The sequence below is a fragment of the Streptosporangium sp. 'caverna' genome (assembly GCF_003203775.1).
Taxonomy (GTDB): Bacteria; Actinomycetota; Actinomycetes; order Streptosporangiales; family Streptosporangiaceae; genus Streptosporangium; species Streptosporangium subroseum.
On the sequence record NZ_CP029711.1, the window covers coordinates 3,636,998 to 3,657,379 of the forward strand.

The following is a 20,382-nucleotide window of genomic DNA, read 5'->3' on the forward strand; positions in this document are numbered from 1 at the left end:
GTCCATGCCTTTTGGATATGTCTCGCCCGAGCAGCAGATGCGGGACAAGGCGGATTACGCGCGCAAGGGGATCGCGCGGGGCCGTAGTGTCGTCGTCCTGCAGTATGTGGACGGCATCCTGTTCGTCGCGCCCAACCCGTCCCGGGCCCTCCACAAGATCAGTGAGATCTACGACAAGATCGGCTTCGCCGCGGTCGGCCGTTACAACGAGTTCGAGGCACTGCGTCTCGGCGGCATCCGCTACGCCGACATCAACGGCTACACCTACGACCGTGACGACGTCACCGCGCGTGGCCTGGCCAACCTCTACGCGCAGAACCTCGGCCAGATCTTCACCGAGTCGATGAAGCCGTTCGAGGTGGAGCTGGTGGTGGCCGAGGTCGGCGACTCCTCCGACGAGGACCACATCTACCGGCTGACCTTCGACGGCTCGGTGTTCGACGAGTCGGGCCTGGTGGCGATGGGCGGTCAGGCCGAGGCGGTCGCGAACCGGCTCAAGGAGCGCTACCGCGACGGCCTGCCGCTGGCCGAGGCGCTGGAGGCGGCGCTGTTCGCGCTGACCGAACCGGGTGGTGAGCGCTTCCCGGCCAACCAGCTGGAGGTGGCGGTCCTCGACCGCAACCGGCCGCACCGCAGGTTCCTGCGGCTCAACGGCCCGAGGCTGGAGCGCCTGCTGGCCGCGGGTTCCGCCGAGGCCGAGGCCGAGGCGTCCGCCGGAACGCCGGCGGTCCCGCCGGCCCCCGCTCCGGAGAAGGGCGACACCGCTCCGACCGCTCCCGAGGGTGACATCGACACCGGCTCGGACGGCTGATCACACGATGAGAGAACCGCCGTCCCCGCGGGGACGGCGGTTCTCTCATGTCACGCATCCACTCGCCGGGCGCCGCGCCCGCCACACACCGATCGACACCGCAGGGGGAGGCGGCCGGGCTCGCCGCCGAGGAGGGCCGGATCGTCAAGGTCGTCGAGATCTTCTGGCGGGGCGGCGGCTGATCCGGGTCCGGCGCGGGCGGCCCCGTACGGCCCGCACACGGGCGAAGAGCCAGGCACCGGCCGTATCACGCTTAGTCGTACGCCGCCGGGGGCATAAGCCGTACGACCGAAAACCCCCATGATCCCTCCCACGAGAGGGGTTCGGCGAATAGTGTGAGGCAATGGATCGTCGCATCTTCGGGCTTGAGAACGAGTACGGCGTCACCTGCACGTTCAGGGGACAGCGGCGGCTGTCACCCGACGAGGTAGCGCGTTATCTATTCCGCCGCGTCGTTTCCTGGGGCCGATCGAGCAACGTCTTCCTCCGCAACGGAGCGCGTCTCTATCTGGACGTGGGCAGCCATCCCGAATACGCCACCCCCGAGTGTGACAACGTCGTGGAGCTCGTCACCCATGACAAGGCCGGCGAGCGCATCCTCGAGGGGCTTCTGGTCGACGCCGAGAAGCGGCTCCGCGAGGAGGGCATCGCCGGTGACATCTACCTGTTCAAGAACAACACCGACTCGGCCGGAAATTCCTACGGCTGCCACGAGAACTACCTGGTCGGCCGGCACGGGGAGTTCGGCCGCCTGGCCGACGTGCTGATCCCCTTCCTGGTCACCCGGCAGATCATCTGCGGGGCCGGCAAGGTGCTGCAGACCCCGCGCGGCGCCGTCTACTGCGTCTCCCAGCGGGCCGAGCACATCTGGGAGGGCGTCTCCAGCGCCACCACCCGGTCGCGCCCGATCATCAACACCCGTGACGAGCCGCACGCCGACGCCGAGCGGTTCCGCCGCCTGCACGTCATCGTCGGTGACTCCAACATGAGCGAGACGACCACGCTGCTCAAGGTCGGCGCGACCGACCTGGTGCTGCGCATGATCGAGGCGGGCACCGTGATGCGCGACCTGTCCCTGGAGAACCCGATCAGGGCCATCCGGGAGGTCTCCCACGACATGACCGGGCGGCGGCGCGTGCGGCTGGCCAACGGCCGGGAGGCGTCCTCGCTGGAGATCCAGGAGGAATACCTCTCCAAGGCCCGTGACTTCGTCGACCGCCGCGGCGGCGACGAGATCAGCCACCGGGTGCTGGAGCTCTGGGAGCGCACCCTCAACGCCGTCGAGACCGGCAACCTCGACAAGGTCGCCCGTGAGATCGACTGGGTGACCAAATACCAGCTGATCGAGCGGTACCGCAAGAAGTACGATCTCCCGCTGTCGAGCCCCCGGGTCGCCCAGCTCGACCTCGCCTACCACGACGTGCATCGCCGTCGCGGCCTGTTCTACCTGCTGCAGAAGCGCGGTGCGGTGGAGCGGGTGGCCTCCGACCTGAAGATCTTCGAGGCCAAGTCGGTTCCGCCGCAGACCACCCGGGCGCGGCTGCGCGGGGAGTTCATCCGCAAGGCGCAGGAGAAGCGGCGCGACTTCACCGTCGACTGGGTGCACCTGAAGCTCAACGATCAGGCGCAGCGCACCGTGCTGTGCAAGGATCCTTTCCGCAGCGTGGACGAGAGAGTGGACAAGTTGATCGCCGGAATGTGATGGTCACGCTTCGGCAAGATCAGCCGTTGTCTTACCCTTTCTGTATGTGAGGACGGGTAGTGTGGCGCAAACCTGACGTCTGCCTGAGGGATATCTATGCGCCGCCGCAGCTTGGCCGTACTTGCCGCAGTGCCTTTGTTGTTTGCCGCAGCCTGCGGTTCCGGAGGCGGTGAGACCGCAGCCTCGAGCAGTCCCGCGGGAGCCTCCAGCAGTCCCGCGGGAGCCGGGGTCACGGCATTGAAGGTGACGGGAGCTCCCAACGCCAAGCCGACCGTGGCCTTCCCGGCGAAGGTCGTCGAGACCTCCTCCTACCAGGTGCTCACGCCTGGCACCGTCGGCGCGCCCGCCAAGGACGGCAGCAGCGTGGTGGCCAACTTCACCGTCTTCACCTGGGACGGCAAGGAGAACAAGCTGGCCGGCTCGACCTACGACGACGGCGGCCCGCAGGTCGTCACGCTCGACGCGCAGGTCCCGGAGGTCGTGCGCAAGGGCTTCACCGAGACCAAGGGCGGAGGCCGGTTCATGTCGGTCGTCGCCAAGGACGCGCTGCCCGCGGAGCAGCAGGCGCAGGCCCCTCCCGGCCAGTCGCAGGTCTTCGTGGTCGACGTGGTCGGCGTCCCCGAGAGCAAGGCCGCACAGGGCACCGCGACCGACCCCGGCGTCAAGGGCGTCAAGGTGGAGAACCCGGGCGGCGAGGCCGCGCCCAAGCTGACCACCAAGACCAAGGAGAAGGCTCCCAAGGATCTCGTCGTCAAGACGGTGATCAAGGGTACGGGAGCCGAGGTCAAGTCCGGCCAGTCGATCCTGGTGCAGTACGCCGGGAAGATCTGGGGCTCCGACGTCGAGTTCGACAGCAGCTGGGCCCGCGGCGGCGCGCCGATCATGTTCCAGATCGGCACCGGCAAGGTCATCCCCGGCTGGGACAAGGGCCTGGTCGGCGTCCCGCTCGGCAGCCGGGTGCTGCTGACCATCCCGCCGGACCTCGGCTACGGCAAGGCGGGCTCCGGCGACAAGATCAAGGGCACCGACACCCTGGTCTTCCTGGTGGACGTGCTGGCCGCCTACTGACGGTTCGCGCGGAGCCCGGCCCCGTTTCACCCCGGGCCGGGTCCGTTCCGCGCCGAACCTGACGAACCACCGAAGCCCGGTCGTGCGCCCGCACGGCCGGGCTTCGCCGTTTCCCGCGTCGGGCGTGGCCGGCGGCCGGCCACCGTGAACCGCCCGCCGGCCACACGAATGGGGCGAAGGTGCGGACCCGCCCGCCGACGCGGCGCGGGCATGCCTCCACGGTGCGTCGGCGGGCGGGTCTTCGGCCTACAATCCGGGCTGTGAGCAGTGACGACCTCGATACGGTGGCAGCCCTTCAGGACCCGGTTCGCCGGGCGGTCTACGACTACGTGGCCTCTCAGGGGCGTGAGGTGGGGCGCAACGAGGCCGCCGAGGCGGCGGGGGTCCAGCGGACCCTGGCCGCGTTCCATCTGGACAAGCTCGTCGAGGCCGGGTTACTGGAGTCGGGTTTCAGGCGGCTGACGGAGAAGACCGGCCCCGGCAGCGGCCGGCCGGCGAAGGTCTACCGCAGGGCGCCGGGGGAGTGGCAGGTCAGCGTGCCCGCCAGGGACTACCGGACGCTGGCGCTGGCCCTGGCCGAGACGGTGGACCTGCTCGGGGGGGACGAGCGGGCCGAGGAGGCCGCGCGGCGGGCCGGGAGCAGGCTCGCCGAGAGGGGCGAGGATCTCGGCGAGGTGCTGCGCCGGCGCGGCTACGAGCCGTACGAGGAGGGCAGCCGGGTGCGGCTGCGCAACTGCCCGTTCCACCTGATGGCCGAGGAGCATCCGCTCCTGGTCTGCTCGATGAACCTGGAGTTGTGCCGGGGGCTGCTGGAGGGGCTCGGCGAGGATCCGGAGAAGGCGCGGCTGGATGCGCGCCCGGGGGAGTGCTGCGTCAGTTTTTCTAAAACTAACGAACATTGACATAGAAGCATCGCGAATGGTCTGCTGATCTCATGCATCTGGCTCAGCTCAACGTCGCGCACATGCGCGCGCCCATGGACTCCCCGGAACTCGCCGACTTCATGGCGGCCCTCGAACCCATCTACAAGATCTCTGACGCGACACCCGGCTTCGTGTGGCGGCTCAAGGACGGCGACGCCCCCCAGGACCTGATCCAGCACGACTACGGCGACTACCTGGTGGTCAACCTTTCGGTGTGGGAGTCGCGCGACACGCTGTGGGACTTCGTCTACCGCAGCGCGCACCTGGGCGTCATGCAGCGCCGCAGGGAGTGGTTCCTGCGCATTGCGGAGCCGTACACGGTGATGTGGTGGATCCCCGAGGGGCCCGAGCCGACGCTGAAGGAGGGCATGGAACGCCTGGAGCTGCTCAGGGCCGAGGGTCCCACCCCGCGGGCCTTCACCTTCAAGGAGTTCTACGACAGCAACGAGGCCGCGTGGCGGCCGGCGGCGGCCGAGGTCAGGAAGTAGGCCAGGTCCTCGTCCAGGCCCCGGCCCATCGTGGACAGCCGCACCGGCGCGTCGCGCAGCGCCTCGTACAGCCCGTCCACGGGCACCCCGACCAGCTCGTGCCGTACGGACAGCGGCTCGGCCTGCTCGGTCACCCGCCTGCCGAAGTCGCCGGGAAGCTCCGGCACGGCGACCTGGGCCGGGGCCAGCGCGACCCTCCCGTAGGCGGTCAGCGAGTGGTGGGAGACCCCGATGTGGCGCTCGCGCCGGTCACCCTCGCTGACCCGCAGCGCCGCGACGGGGCGGCCCCCGAGGACGGCGGCCGCGTTGACCGCCTCACCGGCCGAGACGCCCGAGAAGCCCCAGCGGGTGCCGGTGCCCAGATTGCCCGGCCCCTGGGTGACGATCGCCACGTCGGCCTCCAGGACGTGCCGGGCCGCCAGCAGGCCCGTGTGCAGCGTCACGGCCTCCACGTCGCCGCCGAAGGCCTGGCCCACCGTGACCACCCCGCACAGCCAGCCGGCCTCCCTGAGCTGGGCGCAGGACATGGAGAACCAGGCGGGCAGCGCGCCCCCGTCGAGCATCACGTAGGCGACGCGCGCGGGCCGGCGCCCGCTGTTTTCCTCCCGGGCCTCCAGCGGCTCCCGCTCGGCGCCTTCGGGACCGGCCGGCCGGGGAGGGGGGTGGGAGCCGTACAGGCCGCAGAGGATCGCGGGCAGGGCCGAGTGCAGGTCAGCGATGATCACGGGCATGCCGTCCAGGGAGTCGGCCTCGCGGAGCACCTCGTGGAAGGGCGAGTCCTGCTCGTCGGCGCCGAGCACGGTGGCCTGCAACGGGGTGTAGCGTGCCTTCACCAGGTGCCCGGGGCCGTGCGGATCTTCCGGCAATCGGTCGGGGATTGCCACCACCATGGCGTAACCTCCCGTACCAAGACCCATTGCGAGCGCGGTCGTGTTGAGCAACACCGCGTCGCCGGGTTCCGGGCGTCCCACCAGGGCGGGATAGGCCAGTGCACGCGCGCTGCCATCCTCGGTGGTGACGTCGAGTTCCACCGCCCCCGGCCACTCGCGCCGGATCCGCACGACTTCGCCCCTGCGCCATCTGATCACGGGGGGAAGAGTAGCGTCACTTGAACAGGGAGGGAGGCCGGATGTCGCGCCGGAAGACCGAGCGACTGCTCAATCTCGTGATCTGCTTGCTGGCCACGCGGCGGCCGCTCAGCGCCGAGCACATCCGCCAGGCGGTGCCGGGCTACGACTCCGAGAACGACGAGGCCTTCCAGCGGATGTTCGAGCGGGACAAGAACGAACTGCGCGAGATCGGCATCCCGATCGAGGTCCACAAGGACCCCTGGGAGGAGGATCCGGGCTACCGGATCGTCCGCCAGGCCTACGAACTGCCGGAGATCACCCTGGAGCCCGACGAGGCGGCCGTGGTGGGCCTGGCGGCCCAGGTGTGGCAGCGGGCCAGCCTGGCCGAGGCGGCCAGCGGGGCGCTGCTCAAGCTGCGCGCGGGCGGGGTGGAGACCGACGAGGCCGGCGGGATGCTCGGCGGGGCTCTGGAGCTGCGGGTGGACACCCGCGACCCGTCCTTTCCCGCGCTGTGGGAGGCCGTGCGCGACCGGCGCGCGGTCCGCTTCGCCTACCGGGGAGCGGCCGGCCAGAGCGTGCTGACGCGCACGGTGGAGCCGTGGGGGGTGGTCAGCCGCCGTGGCCGCTGGTACGTGGTGGGTCATGACCGCGACCGCGACGCGCCCCGGGTGTTCCGGCTCAGCCGGATCAGCGGGACGGTCACCACGATCGGCCGGCCCGGGGCCGTGGTGGTGCCCGAGGGGGTCGACATCAAGTCGATGGTCGGCTACAGCGACGACCTGAACGTCACGGAGCGCGCCGCCCTCATCCGGGTCAGGCAGGGCACCTGCCAGGGGCTGCGCCAGGTCGCCAGGGCCGTACGGCCGGGCGCCGACGGGTGGGACGAGCTGGACGTCGACTTCACCGACCCCGGGCGACTGGCCGGGTGGGTCGTGGGCTTCGCCGCCGACGCCGAGGTGGTCGGGCCGCCGGACGCCCGAGACGCCGTGATCTGCCGCCTGAAGGGGGCACTTCTGTGAGTACGGCCGACCGCCTGCCCAGGTTGCTGGCGCTGATTCCCTATCTGATGTCGCATCCCGGCGCCCAGGTCCCCGAGGTCGCGAAGATCTTCGGGCTGAGCGAGAAGCAGCTCATCGACGACCTGCAGCTGGTCTGGATGTGCGGACTGCCCGGCCACACCCCCGGCGACCTGATCGACGTGTCGTGGGACGGCGGGGAGATCCTCATCGACAACGCCGACACCATCGCGCGCCCGCTGCGACTGGGGGTCGACGAGGCCAGCGCCCTGCTGGTGGCCCTGCGGATGCTCGCGGAGATGCCCGAGTTCGGCGAGCGCGACGCGCTGACCAGGGTCATCGCCAAGTTCGAGCAGGCCTCGGGCGAGGGGGCGGCGGAGGTCAGCAACCAGGTCACGGTCGAGGTGGACGCGACGCCCGACGCGCTGCCCAGCGTCAACGAGGCGCTGCGGCGCGGCAGACGGCTCTCGCTGCGCTACTACGTGCCGGGGCGCGACGAGATCACCCCGCGCGAGGTCGACCCGATGCGGCTGGTCGTGGTGGACGGCCGCTCCTACCTGTCGGGCTGGTGCTACCGGGCCGAGGCGGTGCGGCTGTTCCGGCTGGACCGGATGCTCACCGTCGAGGTGCTCGACGTGGCCGCCGACCCGCCCGCCGACGCCGTGCCCGACGAGGTGACGTCCGGGGTGTTCCGGCCCTCGCCCACCGACGAGCTGGTGGAGCTGGAGCTGACCCCCGCGGGCCGCTGGGTGGCCGAATACTACCCCTGCGAGCAGGTCGAGGAGCTCGGAGAGGGGCGCATGCGGGTGGCGCTGCGGGCACGTGACCAGGGCTGGCTGGTACGGCTGGCGCTGCGCCTGGGCGACACCGGCCGGGTGGTCTCACCGGCCTCTCTGGCCGAGAGCGTACGAGCCGCCGCGACGTCGGCACTTAATCGTTACGAGTCGGTCTCCTGACTTCCGGCGTTAGTTAGGATGTCACCGTATGAGCTGGATCATCGCTGCGGTCGCTGTGGCCTTCGCGGGACTGGTCGTCCTCGGTTTCCTGGGCGTTCGCGTGCTGCGGGCGGCCACGGAGCTTGGCCGAGAGGTGAACAGAACGCGGGAGAGGCTTGAGCCCGCGCAAACCCTGTTCGGGCAAAAGACCGGGACAATACAGGGCCCGAAGGGATGAGTCTGTCCCAGAGCAGCGTACGATCGGGCCAGAGAACGCACGTCAGAATGCACGTCGCTCGGCGTAAGGATGTGTCATGCCCAACCTCGGACCCACTGAACTCATCATCATCGGGCTGATCCTGGTGCTGCTGTTCGGTGCAAAGAAACTGCCGGAAGCCGCTCGTGGCCTCGGCCGTTCCCTGCGCATCTTCAAGTCGGAGACCGCCAAGCTCCGCGATGACGACGAGACGGAGACGGCGACCGCCACGGTCGTCCAGGCCCAGCCCCAGCCCGCCGCCCCGGTCCCGCCGCCGATCACCTCGGCCCCGGCCTCCCCGCTGAGCGCAGAGGAGCAGGCCCGCGCTCTCGAGGAGCAGGCCGCCAGGCTCCGCGCCCAGGCCGGCGCGCCCAAGACACAGTAGGCAGTAGTAGCCTCAAGATCGACCCTGATCATCCGACTCGTCAGACCAGGATTCGCGAATGGCGCTGCTGAAGTGGCCCAAGCCGGGCCGGAACGGGGCGACCCCGCCCGCCGACTCGGCTGAGGGCCGTATGCCCCTCATGGATCATCTCCGTGAGCTGCGTAACCGGTTGGTCATCGCGCTGCTCGGGCTGGTTGTCGGCGTCATCGTCGGTTTCATCTTCTTTGATCCGATCTGGCGGTTCGTCTCGGAGCCGTACTGCGGCCTGCCCCAGGCTCAGGAGTTGCGGCCGGGGCAGTGCACGATGCTGATCCTGGGCGTCTTCGACTCGTTCTTCGTGAACCTCAAGGTCGCGGCGATGTTCGGCCTGGTGGTCTCCTCGCCGATCTGGCTCTGGCAGATCTGGGGTTTTGTCACCCCGGGCCTGTATCGCAACGAGAAGCGCTACTCGGTCCTGTTCATCATCCTGGCCGTCCCGCTGTTCCTCGCGGGTGCGGGCCTGGCCTACTTCGTGATGGACACGGGCCTGTCGATCCTGCTGGGGTTCGCCCCTCCGGGAACGCTGACCGGCATCACCATCGACGAATACCTCAGCTACGCGCTGATCATGCTCGTCATCTTCGGCATCTCCTTCGAGCTGCCGCTGCTGATGGTCTTCCTGAACATCATCGGGGTCCTGCCGCACCGGCTGGTGGCCAAGCACCGCCGCATGGTCATCTTCATCATGTTCGTCTTCGCCGCGCTCGCGACCCCGGGTGGCGACCCGTTCACGATGATCGCGCTGGCCCTGCCGATGGTGGTGCTGTTCGCCCTGGCAGAGGGATTCATGTACCTCCGGGAGAGAAGGCTGCCGAAGGGTGAGGACTTCTCTCACCTGGACGACGACGAGGCCTCTCCCCTGGGTGACGACGGCAATCCGATCGAGGACGTGAGCCCGGTCGATGATCTGACTCCTATCGATTCGGGAACGACGGACCCCGATCCGCGTAAATAGAGGATAAATTCCGGTCTGTGCCCGGAGAGATCGCTGTACTCGTCAACCCCGCCGCCCGTAACGGCCGCTCGCGGGGCCTGCTCGCCCCAGTGCTGAACAGGCTCCGGCAGGGGGGCGCCGAGGTCTCAGTGATCATGGGGGAGTCCGCCGCCGACACCCTGGAACGCGCCTGCACGGTCGTGGCGGAGGATCCCGCCGCGCTGGTGGCCTTCGGCGGGGACGGGCTGGTCCACCTGGCCGTCCAGGTCGTCGCGGGGACCGGCGTGCCGCTGGGCATCATTCCCGTCGGCACCGGCAATGACATCGCCGGCGCCCTCGGCGTCCCGGTGAAGGACACCCTGGCCGCCGCGGACACCGTGCTCGGCGGCAGGATCCGCACGATCGACGCCGCGAGGATCGGCAAGGACGAGTGGTTCGCCGGGGTGGTCTGCTGCGGGTTCGACTCCCGCGTCAACGAGCGGGCCAACCGGATGACATGGCCGTACGGCACGGCGAAGTACCTGGTCGCGCTGGCCGAGGAGCTGCGATCCTTCCGGCCGATCCCGTTCCGGCTGGATCTCGACGGAGAGGTGATCGAGCGTGAGGCCATGCTGGTCGCCGTCGGCAACACCAGCTCCTACGGCGCCGGAATGCGCGTCTGCCCGGGCGCGCTCCCCGACGACGGCCTGCTGGACGTGACGATCCTCGGCGCCATGCCCAAGAGCGAGTTCCTGCGCATCTTTCCCCGCGTTTACAGCGGTTCCCACGTCACCCACCCCTCCATCACGGTCAGACGTGTCCGCCGGGTCACGCTGGAGGCCCCCGGCGTGATCGCCTACGCCGACGGCGAGCGGGTCGGTCCCATCCCGCTGACCTGCGAGATCGAGCCCGGCGCACTGCGGGTCCTCGTCTGACGCCCCCCGGCGTCGTGGCCGGAGCCCGCACCCGGGACCGGATCCGCCTTACGGGCGGGATTCACGGTCTCACGCGGGGGATCCACGGCGGACGGACCGGAATCCTGATATCGGTAGGCTGGAGAACATGACGACCCCAGCGGAACGCTACGCTGCCTTCCGTCAGAGCCAGGCTGAGAGTGGGCCGGCGCTGACCTCGTTCCGTGGTCTGTACGACTTCGAGCTTGACGACTTCCAGCTTGACGCCTGCCGGGCTCTGGAAGCGGGCGACGGAGTCCTCGTGGCGGCACCCACCGGGTCGGGCAAGACCGTCGTGGGTGAGTTCGCGGTGCACCTGGGCCTGCAGGAGGGCCGTAAGTGCTTCTACACCACCCCGATCAAGGCGTTGTCCAACCAGAAGTACAACGACCTGGTCAAGCGGTACGGCGCGTCCAACGTCGGCCTGCTCACCGGCGACAACAGCGTCAACGGTGAGGCTCCGATCGTCGTCATGACGACCGAGGTGCTGCGCAACATGCTCTACGCGGGCTCCGGCACTCTGGCCGGGCTCGGCTTCGTCGTCATGGACGAGGTGCACTACCTGGCCGACCGGTTCCGCGGCGCGGTCTGGGAAGAAGTGATCATCCACCTGCCCGAGTCGGTGCGGCTGGTCGCTCTGTCGGCCACGGTCAGCAACGCCGAGGAGTTCGGCGAGTGGATGGGCGAGGTCCGCGGCGACACGAGCGTCATCGTCGACGAGCACCGCCCGATCCCGCTCTGGCAGCACATGATCGTCGGGCACCGCCTGTACGACCTGTTCGTGACCGACGAGGACGGCCAGCGTCCCCACATCAACCCGAACCTGCTGCGGATCGCCAAGGACGAGGAGCGCCAGGCGTTCGGCAAGGGCCGGCGCGGCTACGCGCGCCCGCGCAGGAACGGCCCGCCCGACCGGGCCGCGGCCATCGAGCGCCTCAACGCCGACTTCCTGCTGCCCGCGATCACCTTCATCTTCTCCAGGGTCGGCTGCGACGCCGCCGTCCTGCAGTGCCTGCAGGCCGGGATCCGGCTCACCACCGACGCCGAACGCCACGAGATCCGGCAGATCGTCGACGAGCGCACCGCGCACCTGCCCGACGAGGACCTGACCGTGCTCGGCTACCTCGAATGGCGTGACGCCCTGGAGCGCGGCCTGGCCGCCCACCACGCGGGCATGCTCCCGGCCTTCAAGGAGGTCGTCGAGGAATTGTTCACCCGAGGCCTGGTCAAGGCCGTGTTCGCCACCGAGACCCTCGCCCTGGGCATCAACATGCCCGCCCGCTCCGTGGTGATCGAGAAGCTCGACAAGTGGAACGGCGAGACCCACGCCGACCTCACGCCCGGCGAATACACCCAGCTCACCGGGCGGGCCGGCCGGCGCGGCATCGACGTGGAGGGCCACGCGGTGGTCCAGTGGCAGCCGGGCACGGACCCCCTGCAGGTCGCCGGCCTGGCCAGCACCCGCACCTACCCGCTGCGCTCCAGTTTCCGCCCCTCCTACAACATGGCGGTCAACCTGGTCGGCCAGGTGGGCAGGGAGCGCGCCAGGACCCTGCTGGAGTCCTCCTTCGCGCAGTTCCAGGCCGATCGGGCCGTGGTGGGCCTCGCCAAGCAGGTGCGCCGCGCCGAGGAGGCGCTGGAGGGTTACCGCGAGGCGATGACCTGCCACCTGGGCGACTTCGAGGAGTACGCCGCGATGCGCAGGGCCCTGTCGGACCGGGAGGCCGAGCTGTCGCGACAGCGCGGCTCGGCCCGCAGGCTGCAGGCGGTGCGCTCGCTGGAGGCGCTGAAGCCCGGTGACATCATCCGTGTCCCCGGCGGCCGCCGTGCCGGTCTGGCGATCGTCCTCGACGCGGGTCTCAACTCCCGCGGCGAGGGCCCGTCCCCGCTGGTGCTGACCATCGGCAAGCAGGTCAAGAAGCTGTCACCGGCCGACTTCCCCGTCCCGGTGGAGCCGGTCGAGCACCTGCGCATCCCGAAGAACTTCAACGCGCGCTCGCCCAAGGAGCGGGCCAACCTGGTCTCCTCCGTGCACGCCAAGATCGGTGACCGCGACTTCGGCAAGCCGGCCAGGGCACGCGACCACGCGGTCGAGGACGACGAGATCCTCCGCCTGCGCAGGGAGATCCGCCAGCACCCCTGCCACGGCTGCGACGAGCGGGAGGACCACGCCCGCTGGGCCGAGCGCTACTACAAGCTGCTGCGCGAGAACGAGGGCCTGCGCCGCCGGGTCGAGGGCCGCTCCCACGTCATCGCCCGCACCTTCGACAAGGTCTGCGGGGTGCTCGACCAGCTCGGCTACCTCGACGGCGAGAGCGTCACCGCCGAGGGCCGCCGCCTGGCCCAGCTCTACACCGAGCTGGACCTGCTCACCGCCGAGTGCCTGCGCGCCGGGCTCTGGAACGACCTGGACCCGGCCGAGCTGGCCGCCAGCGTGTCCTCCCTGGTCTTCGAGTCGCGGCAGGCCGACGACGCCCGCCAGCCGAAGGTCCCCGCCGGCGGGGTGCAGAAGGCGCTGGCGGACATGGTCCGGCTCTGGGGTGAGCTGGAGGCCATCGAGGGCGACCACGGCCTGTCGTTCATCAGGGAGCCCGACTTCGGGTTCGCCTGGGCGGCCTACCGCTGGGCCAAGGGCTACAGCCTGGACGCCGTGCTCCGCGACGGGGTCAACGGCTCCGAGCTGGCCGCCGGTGACTTCGTGCGCTGGACCAAGCAGCTGCTCGACCTGCTCGGCCAGATCTCCGACGCCGCTCCTCCGGGGAGCAAGGTCAAGCAGAACACGGGCAAGGCGATGGACGCCATGCGACGCGGGGTGGTGGCCTACTCGTTCCTGACGTGAGAGTCGAGGGCGATTGGCTGACCGCCCGGTCAATACGTTGTGACGGCTGGTGGGCGGAAAGTAACCTCCGGGACTGTTTTTGGGGTTAACACACCGGAAATCTCCATGGGGAAGCAGTTGATCCCGCACAGGGAGGTAAGGATGTTCGCCCTCATCGCCGCACTGCTCTTCGTGCTCGCCCTGATCTTCCAGATCGCCGGAGTGGCGGTCGGCACCGTCGTGACCGTCGCCACGCTCTCCATCGCCGGGCTGCTCTGCGTCGCGCTGCACCTGATGGGTGTCGGCGCGGGCTGGAGCCTGAAGAGGTAGTTCCCCCCGCAGGTCGAGGTCGCGTCCGGGTTCCGGACGCGACCTCAGTCGTTCGGCCCGTTTGCATCGGGCACGGCGGTCGGATCGGGCCGAAACGGGCCTTCGGCCGCGGTCGTCCGGCACGCTCGTGCTGGATACGGCGACGAAGGTCAACTCAGACTGAAGCGGGCCTTCGGCCGTGGCCGTCCAGCACGTTCGCACCGGGCGTGGCGACGACGGTCAGATCTGGCTGAAACGGACCTCCCGGGTGGCCGGGTCGGCGCGCGTCAGCCGTACCCGGACCGTCTCGCCCAGCGGCAGCCGCTCACCGTCGCAGCGGGCCACCACCGCCGGGTCGGTGATCTGCACCTGAGCCCACGGCCGGTTCTCCTCCACGTCGATCACCACGGCGTCGAACATCTGGCCCACCCGCTCGCGCAGCACGAACGCCTCCACCAGGTCCACGCACGCCCGCTCGACCGCGTTCGCCCGCCGCCCGGTCGCCTGCATGATGTCCGGCAGCTCGCCCATGGCATTCTGGACGTCCTCGGGCACCGGCACGCCCGCCGCGATGGCCAGGCAGATCTCGGTGGCGTAGCGGTCGATGAGGCGGCGCAGCGGCGCCGTCACGTGTGCGTACGGCGCGGCCACCGCGGCGTGATACGCCTGGACGGGCGGCTCGCCGTTGAACGCCACGTATCCGGCTCCGCGCAGCAGCACCGTCGACTCCTGCAGGAACGCGGCCTGCCCGGGGACCTTCGGATCCAGGGCGTGCACGACGTCGCCGTAGGCGGCGCCCTCCGGCCACGGCACTCCGAGAGCGAGGGCCATCCGGCGGACCTGGGCGACCCTCTCCGCGGGGGCGGGCGGCAGCACGCGCAGCAGGCCGATCTCGGCGTCCAGCATCATCGAGGCGGCGGCCATGCCGGTCAGCAGGGAGATCTGAGCGTTCCAGGCCTCGGCGTCCAGCGGGACGCGCAACTCCACCCGGTAGCCGTCCCCGTCGGGGACGACCTCCTGATCGGGGGTGGGCAGAGTGACCCCGCCCCTCTCCCGTTCCAGGGTGAGCCGGAGACGGCCGATCTCGGCCAGCAGCCGCAGGGTCCCGTCGGCGGTGCCGGTGTCGACCGCCGCCTGCACGTAGTCGTAGTCGAGCCGCTCCCTGCTGCAGACAAGAGCGCGGGTCACGTCGGCGCCCACGATCTGGCCGTCGGCGTCCAGGTCGACGCACCACAGCGCGGCCGGCCGGGTCACCCCGGGCAGCAGGCTGGCGGCGCCCTCCGACAGGATCGCCGGATGCAGCGGCACCCGGCCGTCGGGCATGTAGACGGTCTCGCCCCGGTCGCGCGCCTCGGTGTCGATCACTCCGCCGGGCCTGACGAACGCCCCGACGTCGGCGATGGCGTACCAGACGCGGTAGCCGCCGGGCTGCTCCTCCAGGTGCATGGCCTGGTCCAGGTCCATGGAGCCCGGCGGGTCGATGGTGATCAGCGGGAGGTCGGTCCGGTCCAGCTCGGGAAGCGAGGGAACCTCGGAGACCCACTCGGCCTCGTCGGTCACGGCCCGGGGAAACTCCTCCGGAAGCCTCATCTCCCTGCGGATCCGTTCGAAACCATCGTCGAGTCGCGGATGGGACTCTCCGGGCACCCGGATGCTCTTATGAGGCACAGTGAGCCAACCTACCGCTCCTTGCCGTGTGCCTCACAAAAGGGCTTCACCGGCCGCCCGGAGGGCTCCGTGCGGGGCCGCGCCGGAATCGCCGTGAGGGGGCGGAGGACAGGGCGCCATCGTCAGGGGGCCGGGCGGTGCTCCCGGCTACGACGCGGCTTCGAGCACGGCGGACAGGCGGCCCAGGGGGCTGCCGAGGCCGTAGCGCTCGGCCAGCGCGGCCAGGGCCTCCGGATCGCGTGGTTTGACGGGAAGCGTGAGATCGATCGCCGGAATCGGCACGTCGCGGGCGACCTGGACCACCGCCGGGGCGACCCGGAGGTAGTCGCGGGCGGCCGACAGCTTGGCCCGCTGCCCCGAGGTCAGCTCGTCTCCCTCCTCCGCGGCTCTGAGCAGGGCCTCCAGCGAGCCGAACCGGGTGATCAGCGCCGCCGCGGTCTTGTCGCCCACCCCGGGAACGCCGGGAAGGCCGTCGCTGGGGTCGCCGCGCAGGGTGGCGAAGTCGGCGTAGGAGCGCCCGGGGATGCCGTATTTGGCGGCGACCGCGGCCTCGTCGACGAACTGGAGGTTCTTGACCCCTCGCGCGGTGTAGAGGACGCGGACCGGCTGGGCGTCGTCCACCAGCTGGAACAGGTCCCGGTCGCCGGTGACGATGTCGACGTGCCCGCTTGCCCGTACGGCGAGCGTGCCCATCACGTCGTCGGCCTCGTATCCGGCCACGCCGATGCGGGCGATGCCCACCGCGTCGAGCACCTGCTCGATCACCGGCACCTGCGGAGCGAGGGTGTCCGGGGTCTCCTCGGCGTTGCCGGAGACGACCCGGTGCGCCTTGTAGGTCGGGATGGCCGCGACCCGGAAGGCCGGGCGCCAGTCGGCGTCCATGCAGGCGGCGAGCTCGACGGGGGAGTGCTCCCGGACCAGCATGGCGATCATGTCGATGACGCCGCGGATCGCGTTGACGGGCATCCCGTCGGGAGCGGTCATCGACTCCGGAATCCCGTAGAAGGCACGGTAGTAAAGAGACGGGGTGTCGAGAAGCATCAGGCCAGGCATGGCGACCATTTAACCAAGTAACCGAACACGCGGTCGATCAATCACCCCGATCGGCCCGGGTGCGTCGATCGCCCCAGCGGCGATCACCTGAGCAGAGCGGGCATCCCGATCAGCCGAGCACCCCGATCGCCAGCACGCAGGTGTCGTCTTCAGGGTTGGGGCCTCCGATCAGCTCGATGAGGCGGTCCAGCCCGTCGTCCAGATCCCCCCGGAGCAACGCCGCCGCCTCCAGCGTCAGCGCGAGGCCCTCGTCGATGTCGCGGGTGCGCCGCTCGACCAGCCCGTCGGTGAACAGCAGCAGCAGATCTCCCTCCCGCAGCTCCACCCCCGCCAGATCGTACGGTTCGTTGAGGGTGGCGCCGAGCAGCACCCCGTTGGGCGGATCGAGCTGGATGGCCACCCCGTCACGGACCAGTATCGGCGCCGGATGCCCGGCCTGCCCCCAGGTGAACACGCTGGTGGCGGGGTCGAGATGGCCGACCACCGCGGTCGCCGTGGTCTCCACCAGCCGGTGCAGCACCAGGTCGTTGAGCCAGGCCAGCAGCCGGTCGGGGGACTCGCCGGTCATCGCGAGGCCGACCAGCGCGTGCCGGAGCTGGGCCATCCGGGCGATCGCCGGCAGGCCGTGCCCGGACACGTCGCCGATGGCCAGCACCACCCGGCCGTCGGGCAGGGCGATGGCGTCGTACCAGTCGCCGCCCAGACCGGCCTTGGCGCCCGCCGCGACGTAGCGGACGGCGATGCGGGCGTGCGGCAGGTCGATGGTGGCACCCAGCCCGGGCATGATCGCCTCGCGCAGGGCCACGCTCATGTGCCGCTCCTCGGCCGCCTGCTCGCGGACCTCCAGCAGCTGGCTCCGGGACTCCGACATGATCCGCTCGGCCCGGCGCCGGCCGGTGATGTCCTGGATGACGCCGTGCACGGCGGCGCACGCGCCGGTCGCGACGGGGTCGAGCGCGGCGCGCAGATGGCGCACCTCTCCCCGGCGGCGGATGCGGAACTCGACCTCGCCGGATTCGGACCGGTGCACGACGGTCCACAGCAGCTGGTCCAGGCTCGCCTTGTCGACCGGCTCGGCATGGCCGACCAGATCGCGCAGGTGGATCGGACCTTCTCCGGGGTCGCGGCCGAAGATGGCGTAGACCTGGTCGGACCAGATGGACTCTCCTGTCTGGAGATTCCATTCGGCCCAGCCCAGGTCGCCCAGTCGTGCGGCGTGTGCGAGTCGTGCGCTGAGGAGTTGTTGTTCGACGGCCATGTGCTCATCCAGCTCTCCGCGCAACCGCTGCACCATTTCTGCTGCGGTGAACGGGGCCGAATCGGTCACGCGGTCGTTTCGTGGGTGGAGGGGTGGCTGGTGGCCGCCCACTACGCCGACCATGTAGCTCGCTCTCGAGATGTGTGGCCTTACGGATATTTTGCCAACAAAATGTGATCGTACTTCAACGGATTGTAGTGCCGGGTTCGCTTTCCCGGCTGCCGTTCCGGACTTTCGCTCTCCGCTCCTGGGCCGGATGCGATGTCGATCCGCCCCGGATTAGATTGGTCGCTGTGACGATTGATGCGACAACGGAGTCCTCTGATCTTTATCCTGTTACCCGCCTGGCCGCGGCTCGGGAGGCGACGGCCGCCGCCGGGATCGACGCGCTGCTGCTCACGCCCAGCCCCGATCTTCGTTATGTGACCGGCTACGAGGCGCTGCCGCTCGAGCGGCTCACCTGCCTCGTGCTGCCGTCCGCGGGCGAGGCCTTCCTGATGGTGCCCCGCCTGGAGTTGCCCGCCGCCGAGCACTCCCCGGCGTCGCGGCTCGGCATCGAGTTCGTCCCCTGGGACGAGACCGACGACCCCTACGCGGTCGTCGCCGCGCGCCTGGGCAAGGTCGGCAGTGTCGGCAGGGTAGGCCTGGCGGATCGCATGTGGGCGATGCAGTCGCTGCGCTTCCGCGCCGCGATCCCCGGCGCCGAGCAGGTGCTCGCCGGGAGTGTCCTGCGCGACCTGCGCATGCGCAAGAGCCCGGCCGAGACGGCCGCGCTCCGCGAGGCGGGCGCCGCGATCGACGCCGTCCACGCTCAGGTGCCCGGTTTCCTGCGGGCCGGCAGGACCGAGCGCGAGGTCGGCAGGGACATCGCCGAGGCGATCATCGCGGCCGGGCACTCGACGGTCGACTTCGTCATCGTCGCCTCGGGGCCCAACGGCGCCAGCCCGCACCACGAGCTGTCCGACCGGGTCATCGGGGCGGGCGAGCCCGTCGTGGTCGACATCGGCGGCCAGATGCCCAGCGGCTACTGCTCCGACTCGACCCGGGTCTACTGCGTGGGAGAGCCGCCGGCCGACTTCGTGAAGTACTACGACGTGCTCCAGCGCGCCCAGCAGGCCGCCTGCGACGCCGTACGGCCGGGCGTGTCGTGTGAGTCGATCGACGCCGCCGCGCGCGAGATGATCGAGGCCGAGGGCTACGGCCGATACTTCATCCACCGCACCGGCCACGGCATCGGCCTGGAGACCCACGAGGAGCCCTACATCGTCGCGGGGAACACCGAGCCGATGGCGCCGGGCTTCGCCTTCTCCGTCGAGCCGGGCATCTACCTGCCGGGGGTCCACGGCGCCCGCATCGAGGACATCCTCATCTGCACCGAGGACGGCGGCGAGCGGGTCAACCACCGACCTCACGAACTCATCATTGTGTAACAGATGCCACAATCGGGATGACCGGGCACCCCGGTCATCCCTTTTTTGTTGTTCGCACCCATGATCTGGAGAGTGCGGAGATGTCTGTTGAACGCGTTCTGCCGACCGGCGACGCCCACGACCTGCTGGACCTGGTCCGCGACCTGATCGGCAAGGAGGTCGCGCCCCGGGCGGCGGCCGACGAGTCCGCCGGGCGCTTTCCCCGCGAGGTGTTCACCACTCTCGGCCGGGCGGGGCTGCTCGGCCTGCCCTACCCCGAGGAGTACGGCGGCGCGGCGCAGCCGTACGAGGTCTACCTCCAGGTGATCGAGGAGCTCGCGGCCGGCTGGCTGGCGGTCGGTCTCGGCCTGTCGGTCCACACCCTGTCGTGCTTCCCCGTCGCCGCGTACGGCACCGCCGAGCAGCGTGAGGCGCTGCTGCCGGAGATGCTCGGCGGCGACCTGCTCGGCGCCTACTGCCTGTCCGAGCCCCAGTCCGGGTCCGACGCCGCGGCCCTGACCACCCGCGCCGTCGCCGATGCCGACGGCTACACCGTGGACGGCGTCAAGGCGTGGATCACCCATGGGGGCGTCGCCGACTTCTACAGCCTGATGGCGCGCACCTCCGGCACCGGCGGGCGCGGTATCTCCTGCTTCCACGTCCCCTCCTCGACCGCGGGCCTGTCGTTCGGCGAGCCCGAGCGGAAGATGGGCATGAAGGCCTCGCCGACGGCGCAGGTCCGCTTCGACGGGGTACGGCTCCCGTCCGGCGCGCTCCTGGGCGCCGAGGGGGAGGGGTTCCGCATCGCCATGGCCGCCCTGGACGGCGGCAGGCTCGGCATCGCCGCCTGCGCCGTCGGCGTGGCCCAGGCCGCCCTCGACGCCGCCACCGTCTACGCCAAGGAGCGTCACCAGTTCGGCTCGCGCATCGTCGACTTCCAGGGGATCGGCTTCATGCTCGCGGACATGGCCACCCAGGTCGCCGCCGCCCGCGCCCTCTATCTGGACGCCGCCCGGCTGCGCGACGCGGGCAGGCCGTACGGCACGCGGGCGGCGATGGCCAAGCTGTTCGCCACCGACATGTGCATGAAGGTCACCGTCGACGCCGTCCAGGTCCTCGGCGGCTACGGCTACGTCGAGGACTTCCCGGTCGAGCGTTACATGCGGGAGGCCAAGGTCCTGCAGATCGTCGAGGGCACCAACCAGGTCCAGCGCCTGGTGATCAGCCGAGCCCTCGCGAAGTAGGGAGCCCGTGGCGGGGCCGTCCCTCCGGCCCCGCGCCGCTTCCGGCCCCGCCTTCGACGACCCG

Annotated in this window: 20 protein-coding genes; 16 read left to right on the forward strand and 4 right to left on the reverse strand. The window is 70.2% G+C overall.

What is annotated here, in order from left to right:
- The first annotated feature begins 4 nt into the window (after window positions 1-4).
- The 6 genes from prcA to DKM19_RS16030 all read left to right on the forward strand — a co-directional run bounded on the left by prcA (window position 5) and on the right by DKM19_RS16030 (window position 4,992).
- A complete protein-coding gene (gene prcA / locus DKM19_RS16010; protein ID WP_110705751.1) occupies window positions 5-811 on the forward strand; it encodes a proteasome subunit alpha in 807 nt (268 codons plus the stop codon).
- A gap of 47 nt (window positions 812-858) precedes the next feature.
- Window positions 859-993 carry a hypothetical protein gene (locus tag DKM19_RS52510; protein ID WP_255415522.1) on the forward strand — a complete coding sequence of 45 codons (135 nt, stop codon included), beginning with the start codon at window positions 859-861 and terminating at the stop codon, window positions 991-993.
- A gap of 161 nt (window positions 994-1,154) precedes the next feature.
- Window positions 1,155-2,513 carry a Pup--protein ligase gene (pafA, locus tag DKM19_RS16015; RefSeq protein ID WP_089205531.1) on the forward strand — a complete coding sequence of 453 codons (1,359 nt, stop codon included), beginning with the start codon at window positions 1,155-1,157 and terminating at the stop codon, window positions 2,511-2,513.
- Window positions 2,514-2,756: 243 nt separating this feature from the next.
- Window positions 2,757-3,581 (forward strand): FKBP-type peptidyl-prolyl cis-trans isomerase, encoded by an 825-nt coding sequence (locus DKM19_RS16020; RefSeq protein ID WP_239514450.1) that lies wholly within the window; start codon window positions 2,757-2,759, stop codon window positions 3,579-3,581.
- 260 nt (window positions 3,582-3,841) lie between these two features.
- Window positions 3,842-4,483, forward strand: a complete 642-nt coding sequence (locus DKM19_RS16025) for a metalloregulator ArsR/SmtB family transcription factor (protein ID WP_110696371.1) — start codon at window positions 3,842-3,844, stop codon at window positions 4,481-4,483.
- 32 nt (window positions 4,484-4,515) lie between these two features.
- Window positions 4,516-4,992: a DUF3291 domain-containing protein gene (locus tag DKM19_RS16030; protein WP_110696372.1), complete on the forward strand. Its 477-nt coding sequence runs from the start codon at window positions 4,516-4,518 to the stop codon at window positions 4,990-4,992.
- Here the strand turns inward: DKM19_RS16030 and DKM19_RS16035 are convergent.
- Complete coding sequence (locus tag DKM19_RS16035) at window positions 4,938-6,080, reverse strand: DUF3866 family protein (protein ID WP_110696373.1); 1,143 nt, start codon at window positions 6,078-6,080, stop codon at window positions 4,938-4,940. The two genes, DKM19_RS16030 and DKM19_RS16035, sit on opposite strands and share 55 nt — an antisense overlap.
- Before the next feature lie 41 nt (window positions 6,081-6,121).
- Between DKM19_RS16035 and DKM19_RS16040 the strand changes: the two genes are divergently transcribed.
- The 8 genes from DKM19_RS16040 (at window position 6,122) to DKM19_RS50650 (ending at window position 13,707) form a co-directional block, all read left to right on the forward strand.
- Window positions 6,122-7,081, forward strand: a complete 960-nt coding sequence (locus DKM19_RS16040) for a YafY family protein (RefSeq protein ID WP_110696374.1) — start codon at window positions 6,122-6,124, stop codon at window positions 7,079-7,081.
- A complete protein-coding gene (locus tag DKM19_RS16045; protein ID WP_110696375.1) occupies window positions 7,078-8,034 on the forward strand; it encodes a YafY family protein in 957 nt (318 codons plus the stop codon). Before DKM19_RS16040 ends, DKM19_RS16045 begins: the two co-directional genes overlap by 4 nt.
- A gap of 28 nt (window positions 8,035-8,062) precedes the next feature.
- A complete protein-coding gene (locus tag DKM19_RS16050) occupies window positions 8,063-8,251 on the forward strand; it encodes a hypothetical protein (protein WP_110696376.1) in 189 nt (62 codons plus the stop codon).
- A gap of 76 nt (window positions 8,252-8,327) precedes the next feature.
- Window positions 8,328-8,654, forward strand: a complete 327-nt coding sequence (gene tatA / locus DKM19_RS16055) for a Sec-independent protein translocase subunit TatA (RefSeq protein ID WP_110696377.1) — start codon at window positions 8,328-8,330, stop codon at window positions 8,652-8,654.
- A gap of 58 nt (window positions 8,655-8,712) precedes the next feature.
- Window positions 8,713-9,648: a twin-arginine translocase subunit TatC gene (tatC, locus tag DKM19_RS16060; protein WP_110696378.1), complete on the forward strand. Its 936-nt coding sequence runs from the start codon at window positions 8,713-8,715 to the stop codon at window positions 9,646-9,648.
- A 17-nt stretch (window positions 9,649-9,665) separates the two neighbouring features.
- Window positions 9,666-10,541: a YegS/Rv2252/BmrU family lipid kinase gene (locus DKM19_RS16065; RefSeq protein ID WP_110696379.1), complete on the forward strand. Its 876-nt coding sequence runs from the start codon at window positions 9,666-9,668 to the stop codon at window positions 10,539-10,541.
- Between the two features lie 127 nt (window positions 10,542-10,668).
- Window positions 10,669-13,398 carry an RNA helicase gene (locus tag DKM19_RS16070; RefSeq protein ID WP_110696380.1) on the forward strand — a complete coding sequence of 910 codons (2,730 nt, stop codon included), beginning with the start codon at window positions 10,669-10,671 and terminating at the stop codon, window positions 13,396-13,398.
- Between the two features lie 141 nt (window positions 13,399-13,539).
- Window positions 13,540-13,707: a hypothetical protein gene (locus DKM19_RS50650; protein ID WP_204358813.1), complete on the forward strand. Its 168-nt coding sequence runs from the start codon at window positions 13,540-13,542 to the stop codon at window positions 13,705-13,707.
- A 219-nt stretch (window positions 13,708-13,926) separates the two neighbouring features.
- On the opposite strand, the gene DKM19_RS16075 is transcribed toward DKM19_RS50650, so the two are convergent.
- The 3 genes from DKM19_RS16075 to DKM19_RS16085 form a co-directional block, all read right to left on the reverse strand.
- Complete coding sequence (locus tag DKM19_RS16075) at window positions 13,927-15,354, reverse strand: RNB domain-containing ribonuclease (protein ID WP_110696381.1); 1,428 nt, start codon at window positions 15,352-15,354, stop codon at window positions 13,927-13,929.
- Window positions 15,355-15,501: 147 nt separating this feature from the next.
- Window positions 15,502-16,407 carry a 5'-3' exonuclease H3TH domain-containing protein gene (locus tag DKM19_RS16080; RefSeq protein WP_239514276.1) on the reverse strand — a complete coding sequence of 302 codons (906 nt, stop codon included), beginning with the start codon at window positions 16,405-16,407 and terminating at the stop codon, window positions 15,502-15,504.
- A 109-nt stretch (window positions 16,408-16,516) separates the two neighbouring features.
- Window positions 16,517-17,734, reverse strand: coding sequence for a PP2C family protein-serine/threonine phosphatase (locus DKM19_RS16085; RefSeq protein ID WP_239514277.1), 1,218 nt, complete (start codon window positions 17,732-17,734; stop codon window positions 16,517-16,519).
- 224 nt (window positions 17,735-17,958) lie between these two features.
- On the opposite strand from DKM19_RS16085, the gene DKM19_RS16090 reads away from it, so the two are divergent.
- Together DKM19_RS16090 and DKM19_RS16095 are read left to right on the forward strand one after the other, a co-directional pair.
- A complete protein-coding gene (locus DKM19_RS16090; RefSeq protein WP_239514278.1) occupies window positions 17,959-19,095 on the forward strand; it encodes a Xaa-Pro peptidase family protein in 1,137 nt (378 codons plus the stop codon).
- Window positions 19,096-19,175: 80 nt separating this feature from the next.
- Entirely contained in the window at window positions 19,176-20,318 is a 1,143-nt protein-coding gene (locus tag DKM19_RS16095; protein ID WP_110696384.1) for an acyl-CoA dehydrogenase family protein, read from the forward strand.
- Window positions 20,319-20,382: the final 64 nt, after the last annotated feature.